This window comes from Pseudomonas sp. HD6515 (assembly GCF_024971855.1).
GTDB lineage: Bacteria > Pseudomonadota > Gammaproteobacteria > Pseudomonadales > Pseudomonadaceae > Aquipseudomonas > Aquipseudomonas alloputida.
Window position 1 is genome coordinate 2,887,439 of the sequence record NZ_CP079827.1, and the last position, 19,305, is coordinate 2,906,743.

The 19,305-nt window shown below is 62.0% G+C and carries 14 protein-coding genes and 1 pseudogene; 6 read left to right on the forward strand and 9 right to left on the reverse strand.

Annotated features, from left to right (window positions below):
- Positions 1-39 precede the first annotated feature (39 nt).
- Together KW568_RS13420 and KW568_RS13425 are read right to left on the reverse strand one after the other, a co-directional pair.
- Positions 40-1,167 carry an HlyD family secretion protein gene (locus KW568_RS13420; RefSeq protein ID WP_016488046.1) on the reverse strand — a complete coding sequence of 376 codons (1,128 nt, stop codon included), beginning with the start codon at positions 1,165-1,167 and terminating at the stop codon, positions 40-42.
- Positions 1,164-1,772 (reverse strand): annotated as a pseudogene (locus KW568_RS13425) (MFS transporter); the annotation flags it as partial. The gene KW568_RS13420 and the pseudogene KW568_RS13425, both read right to left, overlap by 4 nt.
- A gap of 23 nt (positions 1,773-1,795) precedes the next feature.
- Here KW568_RS13425 and KW568_RS13430 point away from each other — a divergent pair.
- The 3 genes from KW568_RS13430 (at position 1,796) to betT (ending at position 5,773) form a co-directional block, all read left to right on the forward strand.
- Positions 1,796-1,990 (forward strand): OprD family outer membrane porin, encoded by a 195-nt coding sequence (locus KW568_RS13430; RefSeq protein WP_230849747.1) that lies wholly within the window; start codon positions 1,796-1,798, stop codon positions 1,988-1,990.
- 16 nt (positions 1,991-2,006) lie between these two features.
- Complete coding sequence (locus KW568_RS13435; RefSeq protein ID WP_102082247.1) at positions 2,007-3,254, forward strand: beta-propeller fold lactonase family protein; 1,248 nt, start codon at positions 2,007-2,009, stop codon at positions 3,252-3,254.
- A gap of 263 nt (positions 3,255-3,517) precedes the next feature.
- Positions 3,518-5,773, forward strand: a complete 2,256-nt coding sequence (gene betT / locus KW568_RS13440) for a choline BCCT transporter BetT (RefSeq protein ID WP_016488042.1) — start codon at positions 3,518-3,520, stop codon at positions 5,771-5,773.
- 52 nt (positions 5,774-5,825) lie between these two features.
- Here betT and KW568_RS13445 read toward each other — a convergent pair whose 3' ends face one another.
- From KW568_RS13445 to pchA, 5 genes are read right to left on the reverse strand one after another with little or no spacing between them, the layout of a single operon-like run.
- Positions 5,826-6,197 (reverse strand): cytochrome c family protein, encoded by a 372-nt coding sequence (locus KW568_RS13445; RefSeq protein ID WP_016488041.1) that lies wholly within the window; start codon positions 6,195-6,197, stop codon positions 5,826-5,828.
- A 55-nt stretch (positions 6,198-6,252) separates the two neighbouring features.
- Positions 6,253-7,821: an FAD-binding oxidoreductase gene (locus KW568_RS13450; RefSeq protein WP_054888282.1), complete on the reverse strand. Its 1,569-nt coding sequence runs from the start codon at positions 7,819-7,821 to the stop codon at positions 6,253-6,255.
- 14 nt (positions 7,822-7,835) lie between these two features.
- A complete protein-coding gene (locus KW568_RS13455) occupies positions 7,836-8,528 on the reverse strand; it encodes a hypothetical protein (protein WP_016488039.1) in 693 nt (230 codons plus the stop codon).
- On the reverse strand, positions 8,525-8,875 hold the full coding sequence (locus KW568_RS13460) for a cytochrome c (protein ID WP_016488038.1): 351 nt from the start codon (positions 8,873-8,875) through the stop codon (positions 8,525-8,527). The genes KW568_RS13455 and KW568_RS13460 overlap by 4 nt, the downstream gene beginning before the upstream one ends.
- 45 nt (positions 8,876-8,920) lie before the next feature.
- Positions 8,921-10,399: a 4-hydroxybenzaldehyde dehydrogenase gene (gene pchA / locus KW568_RS13465; protein WP_016488037.1), complete on the reverse strand. Its 1,479-nt coding sequence runs from the start codon at positions 10,397-10,399 to the stop codon at positions 8,921-8,923.
- Positions 10,400-10,729: 330 nt separating this feature from the next.
- On the opposite strand from pchA, the gene KW568_RS13470 reads away from it, so the two are divergent.
- On the forward strand, positions 10,730-12,559 hold the full coding sequence (locus tag KW568_RS13470; protein ID WP_054888283.1) for a sigma-54-dependent Fis family transcriptional regulator: 1,830 nt from the start codon (positions 10,730-10,732) through the stop codon (positions 12,557-12,559).
- Between the two features lie 201 nt (positions 12,560-12,760).
- Positions 12,761-13,966 carry an OprD family porin gene (locus tag KW568_RS13475; protein WP_016488035.1) on the forward strand — a complete coding sequence of 402 codons (1,206 nt, stop codon included), beginning with the start codon at positions 12,761-12,763 and terminating at the stop codon, positions 13,964-13,966.
- Between the two features lie 42 nt (positions 13,967-14,008).
- Here the strand turns inward: KW568_RS13475 and KW568_RS13480 are convergent, their stop codons facing one another.
- Complete coding sequence (locus KW568_RS13480; protein ID WP_016488034.1) at positions 14,009-15,010, reverse strand: AraC family transcriptional regulator; 1,002 nt, start codon at positions 15,008-15,010, stop codon at positions 14,009-14,011.
- Between the two features lie 71 nt (positions 15,011-15,081).
- Positions 15,082-17,418 carry a tetratricopeptide repeat protein gene (locus KW568_RS13485; protein ID WP_024717426.1) on the reverse strand — a complete coding sequence of 779 codons (2,337 nt, stop codon included), beginning with the start codon at positions 17,416-17,418 and terminating at the stop codon, positions 15,082-15,084.
- 200 nt (positions 17,419-17,618) lie between these two features.
- On the opposite strand from KW568_RS13485, the gene KW568_RS13490 reads away from it, so the two are divergent.
- Positions 17,619-19,298: an arylsulfatase gene (locus tag KW568_RS13490; RefSeq protein ID WP_016488032.1), complete on the forward strand. Its 1,680-nt coding sequence runs from the start codon at positions 17,619-17,621 to the stop codon at positions 19,296-19,298.
- The last annotated feature ends 7 nt before the right edge of the window (positions 19,299-19,305 follow it).

A 19,305-nucleotide genomic window follows, 5' to 3' on the forward strand; every position in this document is an offset into this window, starting at 1 on the left:
CGCTCGGGGGCCTGCAAAGGACCGAGGCAGGCCGCGTCATTATTCTGCTCGTGTATCAATGCTGACCACCACCGACATGCCGGGACGCAGACGTGCGACGTCAGGCTGCTCGGGGTCGACGGTAATGCGCACCGGGATGCGCTGGGCGATCTTGACGAAGTTGCCGGTGGCATTGTCGGCCTGCAGCAAGGCGAACTCCGAGCCGGTGGCCGGCGAGATCTGCTGCACATGCCCGTAGAGCTTGAGGTGGTTCAGGGCGTCCACGGTGAAGGTCACCGGCTGGCCGATGCGCACGTCGGCCATCTGGGTTTTCTTCATGTTGGCGATCACCCACAGGGTGTCGGGCACCAGTGCCATCAGTTGTGCGCCAGAGTTGACGTAGGCGCCCAGGCGCGTGCCGATCTGCCCCAGCTGGCCGTCGCGCGGGGCGGTGACGCGGGTGTTGTCGAGATCGATACGGGCCAGTTCGACGGCCGCCTTGGCGTTCTCCACCGAAGCCTCCAGCGAGGCGCGGTTGACGATCACGGTCTCGCGGTCCTGGCGGGCGATCTCCAGCGCGGCCTTGGCATGGGCCAGGCTGGCGACGGCGGCGGCCTCACTGGCGCGGGCCAGGTCCAGGTCGCGGCGCGACACCGAGCCATCGCTGACCAGCGCCTGGTTGCGACTGAGGTCGGCCTTGGCCTTAGTCGCCTGGGCCGAAGCGTCGCCGATGGCGGCCTGGCGTTGGGCGATGGTGGCTTCGGCGCTGTTGCGCTGCTGCAGGTTGTTGGCCAGCGCGGCTTGCTGCTGTAGCTGGGCGATGGCCAGGGCCAGGCGCTGCCTGTAGATACGGTCGTCGAGCTGCACCAGCAGATCGCCAGCCTTGACGAACTGGAAGTCATGCACCGGCACGTCGACGATATAGCCGCTCAGCTGCGGGCCGATGATTGTCACCTGGCCGCGCACCAGGGCGTTTTCGGTGCTTTCGATGGTGCTGCTGAACGGCGGCAGGTTCCAGGCGTAGAGCACTACCAGGATGCCGACCAGGGCCACGCTGGCGAAGCTGATCGTAGACAGGATGCGCACCCGCCGCGTGCGCACCGGGCTGGTCGGTTCGCTGGGCGGCGTGCTGCCTTCCGGGGTTTCGGCGAGGGCGGCGGTGGTCGTGGTGCGGGTTTCTTCGGTCATCGGCTGGCAGTACCGCTGGTGGAGTCGGATGAAGCGGCCTGGCGGGCGACATACCGCAGCCAAGAACCGCGAATGGTAATCCAGATCATGGTCAGCACGGCGATGCTGCCGATCAGCACGAACACGTCGTTGTAGGCCATTATGTTGGCCTCGCGGGTGGCGGCGCTGGCCAGCACGCGCATGCCGGCCTCGCTGCGCAGTGCCGGGTCGGCGAGGATCCCGGCATAACCGGCGCCGCCGCTTTGCACACGGGCGTTGACCAGTGGTTCGAGGTAGCTGAGGCGGTCTATCAGGTGGCTGGAATGGAATTTCTCGCGCCAGGTCTGGAAGGTACCCAGCAGCGCCGCGCCGATCAGGCCACCGAGGTTGTTGCAGATGCCGAACAGCACCGAAAAGCTCACCAGGTTGCGCGGGTTGGTGCGCACATGGCTGATGCCCAGGGCCATCGACGGGCCGAGGAAGAACGTGCTGCCAAAGGCCAGCAGGAACTGGCGGAAGTACATCTGCGCCGGGCGCGTGAGGTTGCTCGAACTGCTGTCCATGAACGCCCCGGCGGCCTTCGCCAGCAGCGAAACGAACAGTGGGATGATCAGGTGCTTGGGGTCAGCGCACTATCCAGGGGCGCGACATCGATGTCTCGCCAGCCGACCGCAATGGCAATGAGTGGATACGCGAATCGGAAGTGGCCTATTCAGTACGGACCAGTACGTTCAAAAACCTGGTGCTCAAGTGGCGCAGCGCCACGGTGAGGCGTGATTATCAGGGTGGGCAGGATTTCGACGAGCATCGGCTGATCGTGGTTTACCCACTGACGTTACTTTAAGGAAGGGGAGCAGGTAATGAGATTCAAATTACAGCCCTGTAGTTTTCTGCTGGCAGGGGTTCTGGCCTCTTCCTCCCATGCGGCACTGGCGGCAAATACCCAGGCAATGACCGAAATCTATGCAGGGTTCGGAGACAAACTGCTGGGTTATGCCCTCGCGCCCGATGGCTCGCTCACGCAAAATGGGGTGGTTCAGTTGCCAGCTCCGTTGCAGTTCGCCGTTGCCGACAAGGGCAATCGGCACCTGTATGTGGCGTCCAGCAACATCAATGGAGCTAACCCTGGCGATGTTCACATGCTCAGTGCTTTTACTATCGACCATGCTACGGGGCAACTCATGCCGTTGGGCGAACCTGTGAAGCTGGAGCAACGGCCGATCTACCTGACCCTCGATCGCGATGGCACACATGCATTGCTGGCCTACAACCTGGCGCCAACCGTGACGGTTCATGTACTGCAGCCAGATGGCAGTCTCGGTGCCCAGGTCAAACAGGCGCAACCAATCAAGTCGGGCGTATTCACCCACCAGGTCACGGTAGTACCCAACGATAAATTCGTGATTGCGCCTGGTCGTGGCAATGATCCGAGTGCAAGCCGGCCCGAAGATTTGGGCACCCTTTCAGCGTTTGCCTACTCGGGCGGCAAGCTGACCCCAGCCGGGGTCGAAACCTTTGCTCCCTCCGTTGGCCCACGCCATATCGCCTACCACCCTCGGGCACCCTTGGCATACCTGGCAATGGAGCGGGGCAGCAGTCTCTACACCTACCCGTTGACCAAGGAAGGACGACTGGCCAACAGGCCCGTATTTAAAACCAGTACCCTCGACCCACACTGGCATGCCGAGGCCGATGAGGGCATCAAGAAAGGCGGGGTGATTCTGGTGCGGCCAGACGGTAAGTATCTCTACGTCACCAACCGCTCCGATGAGCTTCAAACGACGGAAAAACCCGCGATGTTCAAGCATGGTGAAAACGATATAGCGGTGTATGTACTGGATGCAAAAACGGGCGAGCCGAAGCTCTTGCAACATATCCCCACGCAAGGGGTAGAGGCCCGCACGATCAGTGTGGCGCCCGGTAATCAATGGTTCATCGTGGGCAACCAGAAAGGCGGGCAAGTCCAGCGCGGTACGGCAACCGAAGCGGAGAAAGCCAATATCGCCGTATTCCGCATCAAGCCCGATGGTACCTTGGCGTTTCACCGTAAGTACGACATGCCCGAACCTGGCAGGTCGCTGATGTGGGTTGAAGCGTTGCAATTGTAACTGCGGGGCTGTTCGATTCCCGCCTAAGCCACGCAAGGTGGCTCAGGCCAAATCTTGAGGAGTGCTTTCAATTGGCACTCGCTGCTGCAGGACGCTCTGCCATCGCGGCAGTCTTTTTCGCGATGAGTCCTGCCGAATCTACCTTCAGGGCGACTACCCTGAGTGAAGTCACATGTGCCATCAGAATAGAGAGAATCCGCGCCTCCGATCATCCTATCCCTCTCAGGAGGCGTTGAAGTGAAGTACGCAACAGGAGAAAGCTCATGCCCTTCGAACCCCCTTCAGACCAGCACCGCGACGGTGTCGATCCGGTCACGTCAGGAGGCGTAAAATCGATCCCTGCGCTTGAGCGCAGCAAATTTGGCGGTACCGATCGCCTGTCCAGGCGCCCGAGCGACGATGACGATACCCCCGTATCGCGCAGCGACCTGAGCAAAGGCCATGACGAACTCATCGAGCATCGTGAGGCGCATATCAACTGGAGCGTCCTGTTGATTTCGTCAGCAGTGATACTGGCGTTTTCCATCACCACGATCCTCATGCCCGATGCTGCACGTGTGGCAATGAAGCAGACTACCGACTGGATCGCGACGAACCTCGGCTGGTACTACGTACTGACGATGACCCTGGTGATCGGGTTCGTGCTGTGGGTCGCCTTTTCCAAGGAGGGGGACGTGCGCATCGGCCCCGACCACTCGCGGCCGCAGTACAAGCTGGTAACGTGGGTCGCCATGCTGTTTGCCGCAGGGGTCGGGATAGACATGCTGTTCTATTCGGTCACCGGCCCGGTCGTGCAGTATCTGCACCCGCCCAGCGGCACCGGCGGGACTGCCGAGGCCATGCAGGACGCAGTGATCTGGACCATGTTTCACTACGGCATCGCGGGTTGGGCGATGTATGCCTTGCTGGGCATGGCCATGGGTTACTTTGCCTATCGATGGGACATGCCGCTGTCGATTCGTGCCGCGCTCTATCCGCTGTTTGGCAAACGCGTGCGCGGCCCGTTGGGCGATGGTATCAGCATCATCGCGTTAGTCGGTACCGTGTTTGGCGTCGCCACATCGATGGGCATCGGCGTGGTACTGCTGAGCGTGGGTTTCGCGCTGATTTTTGGTCTGGAGCAGGGCCTTACCTTGCAGATCCTGCTAGTAGTGGGGGCGGTGGCACTGACCATCGCGGCTACCACCTCCGGGGTCGACCGTGGCATCCGCTGGATCGCCGAGCTGAACCTGTGGAGCGCCGTGGCCATGATGCTCTACATTCTGCTGACCGGGCAGACGGCCTTCCTGCTGAACGCACTGGTGTCGAACATCGGGCAATTTCTCGTCACGTTCCCCGCGCGTACCTTTCAAACCTTCGGCTACTCGCCCGATGGGGCCGGGTGGATGGCGGGCTGGACGTTGTTCTTCTGGGCCTTCTGGCTGGCCTGGGGGCCATTCGTTGGTGTGTTCCTGGCGCGGATTTCGCGGGGGCGCACGTTGCGCGAATTCGTCCTGGCGGCAGTGACCGCGCCGGTGCTGTGCGATTTCATCATTGTTTCGCTGTTTGGCAATTCAGCACTGTTTCAGGTACTTCAGGGCAACACTGCGTTTGCCCAACTGGCGATGGACAGCCCTGAACGGGGTTGGTATGCACTGCTGGAGATGTTCCCGGCCCCAATGTTCCTGATTGGCCTGGCGACGCTATCAGGTCTTTTGTTCTACCTCACCAGCGCCAATTCCGGGGCAATGGTGATGTCGAATTTTTCTGCCTCGATTCCCGACCCATCCCACGACGGGCCAAGCTGGCTGCGCATCTTCTGGGCATTGCTCACGGCCATGCTCACCGTGGCGATGCTGGTTGCGGGCGGGGTCAAGACGATGGAGTACGCCACGCTGATCTTTGCGCTACCGGTGACGATCATTGCTTACCTGGTGATGGCATCGTTCTACAAGGTGTTGCGCATGGAACGCGCTGAGCGCGAGGGGAGAGTGCTGCGTCGCCCCTCCATGGCGGCTATCGGGGGGCATGTCCCGGAGCGCTCCTGGAAGCAGCGGCTCGAGCACTTGCGGGCATTCCCATCGCTGCGCCAGGCCACTCAGTTCCTCAACCGTATGGTTGCGCCAGCACTGGATGAGGTCGCGGCTGAGTTTCGCAATCAGGGCTATGACGTCATGCGGGAAAATGTGGTCAACAGCCATGGTTTCGAGGAGCCGTTGCTGCGGGTCTCGATGGATACGTTCCGCGATTTCCATTACCACGTGGCCATCGTCGAGGCGCCGGTGCCCATGTTCAGCGGCCGCATGACGCGAGAGATCGATGTCTATTATCGGTTGGAGGTGTATACACAGACCGGGTCTGGTGGCTATGACCTGATGGGGCTGACCAAACAGCAGGTCATCGACGATGTACTCGATCGATATGAGACCCACCTGGCGTTCCTGGTCTTTTCAAGTGAAAACGCTACTGCCTCTGTTCTGACACCCAGGCAGTACCAGCCCCCTGAGGCGCCCGATGAATCCGGGCAGGGCCCGCGCTGATACGTCGATGCGGTTCGCCAGCAGGTGCCCAGGCCCCTGCTGGCGGTTGGTTTTACTTCAGTGTCTTGAGGTAGGCAACGAGGTTTTGACGGCTCTGAGCGTCAGCTTGCCCGGGGTACATCATCATGTTGCCCGGTACCAGCTCCGCTGGTTTGGTCAGCCATTTATCCAGGTTGGCGTCATCCCACTTCAGCTTGGCCGCTTGCAGTGCGGCAGAGTAGTTGAAGGCGGGCGCCTGGCCGCTACTGCGATCGAACACGCCTAGCAGGCTGGGGCCCATCAGGTTCTTGCCCTGTTCAGTGCTGTGGCAGAAACCGCATTGCGTGGCGAAAAGGGCCTTGCCTTGAGCGGCATCGCCCTCGGCCAGCGTCAAGGGGGCGACCAGGAGCAGGGCGCTGGCAACCAGCAGTTGTGCAGGGTTCATTTCATTTCCTTCGGATTTAACCGCCACGTCAGGTATGGCGGGGCTTCAAGAACATTCAGAATGGGTTGGCGAGGTCGATGCCCGACTTGCCTGGCGAGAGGATGTTGTTGGGGTCCAACGCACGCTTGAGGGTGTGCTCGAGCTTGCGCTTGACCGGGCCGTAGCTGTTCGCGACGCGATCCTGGAAGGCCGTGTTGACGCGGTAGACGGCGTAGCCTTCCTGCTCGAACACATTTAGCAGTTCGGCGAAGCAGGCATTGGCGCGCTGGGTTTCTTCCGGGTTGCTGCGGTCGTACAGCACATCGATGACGTGGTGCATGTCGCGCCAGCCGACGATGAACTCGCCGACATAGTCCAGCCCATGCTTGTTGAGGGTTTTCTTGGCCAGTGCCTGCTGCTTGTCGCACTCGCTGCCTCGGGCCTGGCTCACCGGCGCGAACCACATCGAGCCACCGCCGCCACGCCAGTTGTACAGGCCGAATTCCTGCAGGTTGGGCACCCCGGACATCAACTGCGCACGGTACTTGAACGGCTGGGTGTCACCGGCCTCCTGCTGGGTGAAGATGCGGCCTTTGCCCAGTTTCTTCAGGGCGTCGGTAACGATCTTCCAGTTGACGTCGACCTGTTCCTGGGTACCGTACAGCGCGGCATAGACGTTCCAGGCGCCGAGGTTCTTGTCTTTCTGGATCTGTTTGAGGATAGCGTCGGACGTCGCCCCCGGCTCGTTGGTGTAGTCGGCGCGCCGGGTATTGCAGGTGGCGGCCTCCCAAAGCACACCGGCGATGACAACCGAGTTGGGAATGACCTGGGCGATCCGCAGCGGGCGGATGAATTCGACGATCTCGGCGATATCCGAGGCGTTGTCGAACTTGATCTCGAACGGCTGGAACACGGGAGGCTTGGGCATCAGCCAAAAGCCCATCTTGGTACAGATGCCATAGTTGGCCTGGGTGAACATGCCGTCTAGGGTCGGGCCGTAACCCCACTTGAACACCTGCCAGGCATTGTCGCCTTTCACTCCGCCCATGCCGGTGCGGTACACGTCGCCATTGGCCAGCACGACTTCCATGCCGCACTGCATCAGGAAGTGCTCGCCGTAGGGCGTGTAGCCCACGCCGCGATCCATGGTGTTGCCCAGCGGCCCGGCGATGGCCGACGGTGCGGAGAACGACAGCATCAGCGGCAGTTTGTGTTCCTGCAGATAGTCGTACAACTGCTGGTAGGTCACGCCCGGCTCGACCAGGGCCGTGCACAGTTCCGGGTCAACATGGAGGATCTTGTTCATCTTCTTCAGGTCGAGAATGACCTGGCCGCGCTGGCTTGGGGCCGCCGAGCCATAACCGAAGTTGCGCCCGGTGGAGATGGTCCACACCGGGATCTTGTGTTCGTTGCAGATCTTTACCACGCCTTGCACCTGCTCGACGGTGGTGGCGGTGACGGCGGCGGACGGGGTGTGCTCAGCGGTGTCCACGGCCATCATGATCTTGGTGTAAGGGATCAGCTGATCGTCCTTGATCAGGACGTTTTCATCGCCCAGCAGGGCCCGGAACTTGGCAATGGCCTGATCGAAGTTGGCGAGGTCGACGCCGCGCGGGAGCAGGGTGGTTGTGTTTTGCTCAGTCATGTCTTACAGCTCCTTCAAGCCTCGATCGAAAACGAAACGAAATGACCGGTCAGCGCCGCCGACCGGTTGTCGACCACAGGCGCTTGCCCGATGTGCGTGGTGCCCAGGGTGGCGAGGGCGTAGCCGAGTGTGGCCGCCCATTGGTCCGAGGCGCCTTTGTCACGGCCGGCAGCCGACGCGCGCAGGGGGGGCTGCTGGCCGCGCAGGCGATGCTCGGTAAGGCTGAAACCTGCGCCGCAGGCGTTCAGGCTCAGGCCGAGTTGCGGGGCGCAGCCACTGGCCGTTTCGCCGCTGAGCAGGCGGTGGTGTGAAGCGTGGGCTGCGGCGTGGTGCTGGCCAAGCCACTGCACGTGCGCACCGGCGCTGCGCGCGAGGTCGACGATCAGTGCGGCACTGGCATCGTCGACCAGGCCGATGATGCGTTGCGGTGTGGCGATACGCAGGCGTTTTTCAAAGCCAAGGATGAAGTCCAGGCTGAGGTCGGTACGCCGGACCTTGACCTGCTCGCCGGCGGGGCTTGCGTTGACGCCCTGGAGGAAAGCCGCCTGCGCGGCGGCGCTGCTGACCAGTACCAGGGTTGGACGCGCCGGTTGTGGTTGTGTGCCCAGGGCACTGTTGGCCGCGCTGATGCCTGCGCTGCTCATGGCAATACCGGCAAGGCTGGACAATGCCATGCCTTTGAGCACGAATCGGCGTTCGACGTTCATGGCTTGCCTCCGGCTGGGTTGGGCGCAGGCGCGGATGCTGTGGAGATGTACTCGGCAACCTGTTGCAGCGCGTTGTCGTCGATGAACGAGGCAGGGAAGGCGGGCATGGCGCGAAAACCATTGCGCACGATCGCAGTGATGTACCCCGGCGGCAGCTGGCGGCCGGTGATTTGCGGCCCGACCTGGTGTTCGTGGCAGTGGCCACACACCTTGGCGTAGACATTTTCGCCGCCTTTCCAAACACCATCGCCATCGGCAGCGGCGTTATTGGCAAGCACGAGCAAGGGCAGGGCGAAGCAGGCGGCCAATGTCCGTTTCATCACGGAGCCGTCGCGAAGTGAAGACATTTCGTACTCCATTCTTGTTGTAGGTGGGATGGGCAAAGGGCCGGGTCAGAACGGGTACGCTCTGGGCACGTGTTGCAGGGTGATCCAGTGGTCGGTGGTGAATTCGTCGATGGCCCAGTCGCCATTGAAACGCCCCAAACCTGAGTTCTTCTCGCCGCCGAATGGCGCGTTGGGTTCGTCATTGACCGGGATGTCGTTGACGTGGGTCATGCCGGCGTGGATGCGTTGGGCGAACTGCACACCGCGCTCCAGGCTGGAGGTGAAGACGGCGCTGGAGAGCCCGTATTCGCTGTTGTTCGCAAGCGTTAGGGCATGCTCGGCATCACGTGCAGCCTGAATGCCGACCAGGGGGCCAAAGATTTCTTCACGGGCGATGTCCATGTCGGCGGTAACGTTGCCGAAGACGTGAGGCGGCAGCACATTGCCTTGAGCCTCGCCACCCACCAGCAAGGTGGCGCCTTCGGCGTGGGCAGTGACGATCTTCTGTTGCAGGCCCGCCAGTTGCTTGCTGTTGATCACCGGCCCGATGACCGTGCTGGCGTTGCTCGGGTCGCCGTAAGGCAGGGCCTTGACCCGCTCGACAAAGCGCTGGGTGAAGGCCTCCAGCAACGGTTGCTCGACGATGATGCGGTTGATCGCCATGCAGATTTGCCCCTGGTGCAGGAACTTGCCCACCACGGCAGCATTGACGGCCTGCTCGACGTCGGCATCAGCCAGGACCACGAACGGGCTGTTGCCGCCCAGCTCCAGCGCCACGTGCTTGAGGTGCTCGCCGCCGCTGGCGATGCGGCCGATGTTGCGCCCGACTTGGGTCGAGCCGGTGAAGGAAATGAACGCGGGCACCGGATGCTCGACGAAAGCGTCTCCGATCTGCGCGCCGGCCCCCACCACCACGCTGAGCACACCCGGCGGCAATCCGGCTTCCTCGAAGATTCGCGCAAGCAGCAGGCCGCCGGTGACCGGGGTATCGCTGGCCGGCTTGACCACCACGGCGTTGCCTAACGCCAGGGCAGGTGCCAGGGAGCGTGCGGTCAGGTGCAGGGGGAAGTTCCAGGGGCTGATCACGCCAATCACGCCCAGGGGAACCCGGTAGACGCGGCTTTCCTTGCCGGGCACATTGGACGCCATGATGCGCCCGTGCACGCGGCTTGGCAGGCTGGCCGACTCGAGGGTGATGGCGCGTGCGGCGCCCCATTCGATTTGCGCCTTGATCCGCGTGCTGCCTGACTCGCTGATGATCCAGTCGATAATTTCTTCACGGCGGTCGTCAAAGATCTTCACGGCATTGAGCAAGACCTGGCTGCGCTCGGCGGGGCCTTTGGCCGCCCACTCGAGCTGGCATTCGCGGGCCCTGCGGTAGGCGGCATCGAGGTCTTCGCGGTTGGCCAGGGTGATTTGCAGCAATCGCTTCTGCGTGAAGGGGTCGAACACCTCCAGCGATTGATCGGCGCTGCCGGCTCGCCATTCACCGGCAAGGGGCTGCAAGTGCAGGTTTTGATAGGCAGGGGAGTGGGAAAGCGTCATAGGGAGGTCACCTCTATTTTTTTTATCAAGTGCACCTGCGCTGCATAACAACAACCGTGCCAATGCTTCGAAAAGATATATTCATCAATGAATTCAATGGGATGAGGGATAAAGCTGGCGCTGACAAGCGGTCGTTACTGTATGATTTTCGACGAAGCCTGCATAAATTCATGCAGAAAAATCGACGAAGTCAGCCTGTAGAAAGACAGAAGGTGTGCGGCTATCGGACAGATCGAGTGCCTACGCGCTTACGCCGACCGCTCGCGCATTGACCCGGCGCGAGGGCTCGGCATACTCACAAGCTACTCACTTGTTCGTTGCTGATTGCTCATGACGCCTACCAAACCCACCCAGCCCGGTCGTCCTGCCGACGAAGAATTCTTCAAGCAGATGCTTGGCAAGCAGAAGCGCCTGATCGTCGACCGCGCCAGCCAGTTTGGCGCCAGTGGCCTGCCATCGGCAGAACAGTTGGCGGAGACGGTGGCATTTTCCCCGCAGGAAGGCAGCGTCTGGATGTGCGGCCAGCGCATGATGCTGCTGCAAGGCGCCGCGTTCGGCGCCATGCGCCGCGAACTGATCGAGGCGCTCGGGTTCGATAAGGCGCGAGGCCTGTTGACGCGCATCGGCTGGCAGGCCGGTGCGCGGGACGCGGCCCAGGTCAGCGCGCAATGGCCAGAGGGTGATGACGCCAGCCTCTACAGTGCAGGGCCGCGCCTGCACATGCTTGAAGGGATGGTCAATGTCGAAGTGGTGCGCTTTGAAATCGATTCAGGTGTCGGCCACTTCTACTCCGAGTTCCTTTGGCACAACTCGCTCGAAGACGATGAGCACATTGCGGCCTATGGCTTGGGTGGTGAACCGGCCTGCTGGATGGAGATCGGCTATGCCAGTGGCTATGCCTCGTCACTGCTCGGTCGCCTGGTCGTGTTCCGTGAGCAGGAGTGCCGCTCGATGGGGCACCCGGCGTGCCGGATTGTAGGCAAGCCGGCCGATCAGTGGGACGACATCGACGTCGATCTGGCCTACCTGATGCCGGACGACTTCCTTAGCCGCAGTACTTATGCTTCAGGTAGCGCCACGGAGGTAGCCGAGCTGGAGGCGCCTATCGACGGCAAGCCAATGGTGGGCATCTCGGCGGCTTTCGTGCTCGCCACGCAGATGCTGCAGCGCGTGGCCTCGACCCAGGCAACCGTGCTGCTGACCGGGGAATCGGGCGTTGGCAAGGAGCTGTTCGCCCGCTCGTTGTACCAAGCCAGCACACGCCAGCAGCGGCCGTTGGTGGCGCTCAACTGCGCGACCTTGCCGGAGAACCTGGTGGAAGCAGAGCTGTTCGGTGTCGAACGGGGTGCCTACACTGGTGCCGACCGCTCGCGTGCCGGGCGTTTCGAGCGGGCCAATGGTGGCACGTTGTTTCTCGATGAAATCGCGACCTTGAGCCTGAGTGCCCAGAGCAAGATTCTGCGCGCCCTGCAGGAAGGTGAAATCGAGCGGGTAGGCGGCACGGCGCCGATCCGGGTCGATGTGCGGGTCATTGCCGCCACCAACCTGGACCTGCGCCGCGAAGTCGAGGCCGGGCGTTTTCGTGAGGATTTGTTCTATCGCTTGAACGTGTTTCCCATCCACCTGCCACCGTTACGGGAGCGCCGTGAAGATATCCCGCTGCTGATGAGCTATTTCCTGCGTCATTTCAGCCAGCGCCATGGGCGTCGGCTTGCGGGCTTTAGCACCCGGCTGGTCAACGCGCTGCTCACGTATCGGTTCCCAGGGAACATCCGTGAACTTCAGAACCTGATCGAGCGGGGCGTGATCAGTGCCGGTGAGGGCGAAGTCATCGACCTGGTGCACTTGGCCGAGATCGGCGCGCCCTTGATGGCCACGGCGATTGGCCTGACACCTGAGGGGCGCTTGTCCGGGGGGCAGCGCCGTGACGAGCCGGCCAGGCAGGTAATCGAGCCCACAGCGCACATTCGAGAGCCGGTATTGGAGGGGCTGCTGGCGTTCGTCGCCGGGAGCCAGAAGGTGCTCAGTACACCGTTGGCAGATATCGAGCTGCAACTGGTGCATCTGGCCATGGAGCGCTCGGGCGGCAACATCACCCTGGCGGCACAGATGCTGGGCATGAGCCGCGCGCAAGTCAGTTATCGGCTCAAGGGCAGCTAGCGGCGGATTAAGGCGGATTTTCTGCGCTGCGCAGTTAGTCGTTACGCGCAGGCGATAACGGCTTGTAAGCGGACTGCGGATACTGGACCTCTACAACAATAAAAATGTTTAGAGGCATCCATGAACGGTCAACACGCAACTGTGCCGCGCGCAGCGTACGCTGCTGGAAAACATCTAAGGGCGGTGGGTCTGATCGGGGTGATGATGCCCCTGGCCGCGCAAGCCGACTTTGTCGAAGACAGCCAGTTGAACCTGGGTCTGCGCAACTTCTACGTAGACCGTGATTTCAAGGGCGAAAACCCGAGAACCTCTCGCGATGGCAGCTGGAGCCAGGGCCTGGATCTGCGTTTCACATCCGGTTATACCCAGGGCCCGCTCTCGTTCGGTGTCGATGCCGCCGCGCAATACGCCTATCGCCTGGACGGCGGCTCAGGTCGTGGCCCTGACAGTGTCTTGCCCTACAGCCAGAGCTCACGGGAGCAAGCCCGGGAATATGGCCGGGCGGCACTGACCGGCAAGGTGCGCTATTCCAAGACCGAGCTGAGGGTCGGCGAGCATCGGCCGACCTTGCCGGTGGCCTTCCAGGACGATTCCCGGCAACTGGTGACGACCTTCAATGGTTTCACGGTCAAGTCCAACGAGATCGACAACCTCACCCTGACCGGTGGGCGATTCACCGGGATCAGCACCCGTGAATCCTCCAACCGTGAAAAGCTGTACCTGTTCACCCGCCCCAACGGCCCCCGTCATACCAGCGATGGCCTGAACTTCGCCGGCGCCACCTACGCCTTCAGCCCCAACCTTGCTGCCAGCTACTTTTATGGACAGCTGGAGGGTATCTACCAGCAGCATTATCTGGGCCTGACGCTGAACACCGAGCTGGGCGCAGGCTACGGCCTGAAGACCGACCTGCGTTACTTCAACCACAACGAAGACGGTGACGCGCTGTACGGCAAGATCGATAACCGCTCCTATGGCGCCATGACCACCTTGAGAAAAGCCGGCCACGCCTTTGGTGTGGGCTATCAACGCATGCTCGGCGAGAGTGCGTTCCCGACGTTGAACGGCTTCGTGCCGCAACCGTATCTGGTCAATTGGTCGGCCGTGGCCTTCATCAGGCCCAACGAAAGCTCATGGCAGGCGCGTTACGACTATGACTTCGTGGCCATGGGCATACCCGGCCTCAACCTGACCACCCGTTACCTGCGCGGCACGGGCATCGATCGCGGTGGGGACCTGAGCCAAACCGCCGAAAACGAGCGCGATCTGTTTCTGAGTTATGTGGTGCAGAGCGGCCCGCTCAAGGGCGTGGCCGTGGAGTGGCGCAACATCCACGCGCAGTTCAAGCATGGCAATGACTACGATGAGAACCGTTTGATCACGACCTACACCTGGAAATTCTGGTAGGCCTTGGCCGAGCTGGCCGCTGCGCCTGCAGCGGCCTTCCCATCAATCTGACCTGGCCAGCGTTTGCGAGGGCAGCTCGCCAAACGCTTGCTTGTAGGCGGCGGTAAAGTGGCTGGGTTGCGCAAACCCCCACTTGAAGGCCAGCGCCGACAACTGTACTTCACCCGGTTGGTGCTCCAGTAACACTTTGCGCATCGCCAGTAGCCGGCAATGCTGGATGTAGCGTTGCGGGCTGGTCCCCAAACCGTTGCGAAACGCCTGTTCCAGGCTGCGTCGGCTGGTGCCGCTGACAGTCACCAGTTGGGTGATGCAAAGCGGCTGTTCGAGATTGGCGTGGATGAAATCGACCACCCGTTTCACGGTGCCCGGCAACAGGCGCCGTGGTGGTTCGCTGTACAGGCTGGGCAGCAGGTGCAGCAGGTTTTCGCAAAACAGGTGCTGCACGTGGGACTGGCCAAAGGGCGTTGCTAGCAAGCCAGCGGTGTTGCCGCTTTCGCTGTCGACCATGCGCAGCAGGTTGCCCAGGCTGCGCATGGCCGGGTTATTACCCTGGAACAACAACGCCTGCGTCGGGCTCTGGGCATGGTGAACCTGATGGTGACGTTCCAGGTGGTTGAGCAGCAAGGCCGCATCCAAGGCAATGACGATGGCCTTGGTCCCTTCGTGCCAGGTGACGTCCACTTCCTGCCCGGGGCTGAACACCAATAGCTCACCCGCGTTCGCCTGCAAGCCCTGGAGGTGGTTGCTGATCGCGCCGTGCAAAGGCAGGATGCCATGCCAACAGCTCAACGGGCTTGAGCTCACGCGAACCTCGCGCCCCCACCACGCGCCGAACAGCTTCATTTGCGGCAAGGTCTGCAAGGTGAAGTCGATATCCAGCGTGCCTCGCCCGCCGAGGCGAATCCGCCGTTCCTCCAGGTGGTTGTTGAGCAGGGCTTCGGCGTCTTCGACATTGCGCGAGCGCAGCAAGGGCTCGGCTGCAAAGGGAATGGCCGAGCGGGCGTCGCCAGCAGTGGGCAGGCCGCTGTAAAGGGGCGTATTCATCACCGTAACCTTTATTTGTTGTCTGTCTGGTTTGATCCAGTGGTATTCAGTCTTGGCCGCGGCTTCGCTGGTCATCGATTCGCGCCCATGGTGCGCGTACGCTGCTGTTGCTGCTGTACATAAGCCAGCAGGCGACGCGCCTCGGGGTGCTGCGGTTGTAGCATCAACAGTCGCTGCAAGAACGCGAATGCAGAGGCCCAGTTGCCTGCCCGCGCATCCAGATAGGCGCCTGCATACAAAAGATCCCTATCTTGCGCTGCGTGAGCAAGCCCGGCCACTACCACGCGTCGCGCCTGTTCAGGTTGGCCGAGCTGGCTGCGCAGCAAGCCGAGGTTGTAATACAGGCGCAGGTTCAGCGGCTGGCCGGGCAGGGCTTTCTCCAGCCACTCGATGGCCTGCTCGGGCTGCTGGCGCTCGGCCTGGAGCAGCCCCATGGCATAGGCCAGCTCGCTGAAGCCGGCGCGCTGCTCGCCGCGTTGCAAGCCGGCCTGTAGTGTTTCAAGGGCCTGGTCGGATTGCCCGCGAGTCAGCAGCAACCTGGCAAGTGCCGCGCGCGCGGGCGTGAAGTCCGGATCTTGGCGCAGGACTTGGTGATATTGATCCAGTGCCTGTGCCTCATTGCCTTGACGTGCCAGCAGGCTGGCCAGGTTGAATCGCGTGCCCGGCAAGTCGGCGTTGGCGCTGAGCCGCGCAAAGTGGTCCTGGAGCAGGTGACCGAGCCGGTCACGTTGGGCGGTCGGCAGTTGCGCCTGCAGGTCGGCCAAGGCGCGAGCCGCCTGATCGCGTACCGCCAGTGCCGGGTCATCAAGCAGGGCAGGCAAGTGTTGCAGGCGTTGCGCATCGTCGGCATTGGCCATGGCGCGCACCACGCTGCTGCGCACCAGTGGATCTTGATCGGCAAGCCCGAGGGCAAGCGAATCCAGCGCAGGCCCCTCGACGCCGCTCAGGACGTCGGCGGCAGAAGCCCGGACGATCGCCGGGCGTGTCGCGTCGGTGACCAACTTTGCGGCCAGGGCAATTGCTTGCGGATCGTGCGCTCGGGCGCCTTGCATCACCGGGCCATAATGCTCGCTACGCAGCGGGCCGAAGCGCTGGCTGATCTCGTTTGCGGCCCATTGTGCCGAGCGCTCTTTGTGGCATTGCGTGCAGGCGTTGGGCGCGCCGGTGATCGGCGTCAGGTCGGGCCTTGGCAGGCGGAAGCTATGGTCGCGGCGTGCGTCGATCACCATGTAGTTCTGTTCGGGCGCATGGCAGTTGGTGCATTGCGCGCCGGGGCTACCAGGCTCATGAAAGTGATGGCTGTGGCTGTCGTAGTCCTTCTTCTTCAGCGTGGGGAACCGCGGGTTGCCCTGCGGGTTGTGGCAGCTGGCGCACAACTGATTGCCCTGGGCGGGCAACTCGCCGGTGTGCGGGTTGTGGCAGTCGCTGCAGGTCACGCCGGCGGCGTACATCTTGCTCTGCACGAAGGAGCCATACTCGAACACCTCAGCCTGTTGCTGGCCATCGGCATGATAGGCGCCAGGGGTCAACAAGGTAGGGTAGGCACTATCCACCAGAGATTTACCCGGCTGGCTGCCAACACCAAGGGTTTCCTGTTGTGCGTGACAGCGGGCGCACTGGTCGACTTCGTAACCCTTGGCTCGCGCCCCGAAGTCCACCTGCAAACCGCGTGCGCCGGCATTGTTGGCGAGCTGGCGCTGCGCCGTCGGCAACTTGGCCCATGCCAGATGCTGAGCGCCCGGCCCATGGCAACTCTGACAACCCACCGACAGCTCGCTCCAGGTACTGGCGAAGCTGTCCTGGCTGGCGTCGTAGCCTTTTTTCAGGTTGCCCGAGTGGCACTGGGCACACATGCCGTTCCAATTCTGCGAGCGGCCGGTCCAGTGCAGGGCGTCGTCCGGGGTGAAGCGCTGGCCGGGGTAGAGCGAAAACCAGCGCTGCCCACCGTCGGCCTTGGCGCGGTTGTCCCAGGCAACGGTCAACGATTGCAAGCGACCACCAGGGCGTTCGATCAGGTATTGCTGCAGGGGATAAACGCCGAAGGTGTAGGCCACGGCGAAGTCCTGGCGTCGGCCCTGTTCGTTTTCGGCATTGACGTAAAACGTGCCATTGCGCGTGCTGAAACTCACCTCTACGCCGGCGGCGTCCGTAAAGGCCTGATCGGCGAAGTCGCCCCGCACATTGTCCGCGGTCGGCTTGCGCATCGACCAGCTGTGATGTGACTGGGACCACTGTTGCGCCTGTGAAGCATGGCAGGCCTGGCATTGGCCTGGGTCGACGTAGCCGTCGTCCAGCTTGCGCTGTGGCGGTTGAGACGGGGCGGCAAGCAGCCCGCCGGCCCATGCGCACAGCCATAGCAGGGCCATCCCCCGGGTGACATTCGCTGCGTGCCAACGAGCTTGCTTCATGTGCCCCACCTCTTGCCTGCCAGTGGGTGCGCGCCCCCGGAAAATAAAGGGGATGATGAACGTCGAGCGGGCACTGCCCTAGCCCTCGGGGCAAATAATCACGCGGATGCATAAGCGCTTGCGCTGAAGCGTTATCGGCGAGCGGCGGGCCATCCGCATACTTGCAAGCACACCAATAATAACAACCGAGGACACGCTTCATGAGCTCGTTTAAGACACGCCTGCTTGCTCTGATGGTTGCCATATGCAGCCACACGGCCATGGCCGCAGATGAACGCCCGAACTTTCTGATCATCGTCGCCGATGACCTGGGCTACAGCGACCTGGGCAGTTTTGGTGGCGAAATCAGCACCCCGAACATTGACTCACTTGCGCGCGATGGTGTGCGCCTGAGCAACTTCCACACGGCGCCCACGTGCTCGCCGACCCGCGCAATGATGTTCTCTGGCGCCGACAGCCATGTGGCGGGCCTGGGCAACATGGGCGAGCTGCTGCAACCGTTCCAGAAAGGCCAGCCTGGCTACGAAGGGTATTTGAACGAGCGCATGGTTACGGTAGGCCAGGTGCTTCAGGATGCAGGTTACAACACCTACACCACCGGCAAATGGCACCTGGGTCGCACCGAAGAGACCAGCCCCAAGGCGCGCGGCTTCGACCGCTCGTTCATTCTGGTGCAAGGCGGTGCCAGCCACTTCGACGACCAGCACGCCATCATTGCCCAAGACCCCAAGGCGATCTACCGCGAAGACGGCAAGCAGGTGGAAGTGCCCAAGGGCTTCTATTCCAGCGAGTTCTACACCGATCGGCTAATCGACTACATCGAAGCCGACAAAGCTAGCAACAAGCCGTTCATGGCCGTACTGTCCTACACCGCGCCACATTGGCCGCTGCATGCGCCAGACGCTTGGCTGGACAAGTACAAGCACCGTTATGACGCCGGCTACGACTCGATCCGCCAGGCCCGCCTGGAGCGCCAGAAGCAGCTGGGTATTGTCGCGGCCAACACAACGCCCAACACACCCATGGCCAAGGGCCTGCCGAGCTGGGGCCAGTTGAGCGATGAACAGCGCCAGCGTGAGGCGCGCAACATGGAGATCTATGCGGCGATGGTGTCCAACATGGACTACCACATTGGCCGACTGCTCACGTACCTGGAGAAAAACGGCAAGCTGGACAACACCTTCATCGTGTTCATCTCTGACAACGGTGCCGATGGCAATAGCCCGATCGACCTGCCTGGCAACAAGGAGTGGCTGGCCAAGGACTTCGACAACAGCCTGAAAAACATCGGGCACAAAGGCTCGTATGCCGACTATGGCGCACAATGGGCCCAGGTCAGCTCCACGCCGTATCCGCTGTTCAAGGGGTTCACCAACGAGGGCGGCATTCGCGCGCCAGCCATCATCAGCGCGAAAATGCTGAAGAAGGCCCACCTGCAAGGCACGCTCAACAACGACATGGTCCATGTGATGGACCTGATGCCAACCTTGCTGGACCTGGCGGGGGTGCCGGCGCTGGGCAAGACATTCCAAGGTCGCCCGGTGCAAGCCATCAGCGGCAAGAGCATGCGCCCATTGCTTGAAGGTCGGGCCATGGCCCAGCGTCAGATCGGCTGGGAACTGTTCGGCCGCAAGGCGCTGCGCAAGGGCCATTGGAAAATCACCTTGGTCAATCCACCTTACGGCACCGCCCAGTGGCAGCTGTACGACCTCAAGAGCGACCCGACCGAAAGCCGCGACCTGGCCCAGGCCGAGCCGGGCAAGCTGAAGGAAATGCTCGTGGCGTGGGACCAGTACGCGAAGGAAAACAACGTGCTCGATGGCAAGTTCGACCTCAAGTACGGGTTCCAGACTTGCCTCTACGAATACTGTTTCAAGTAGCCGTTGA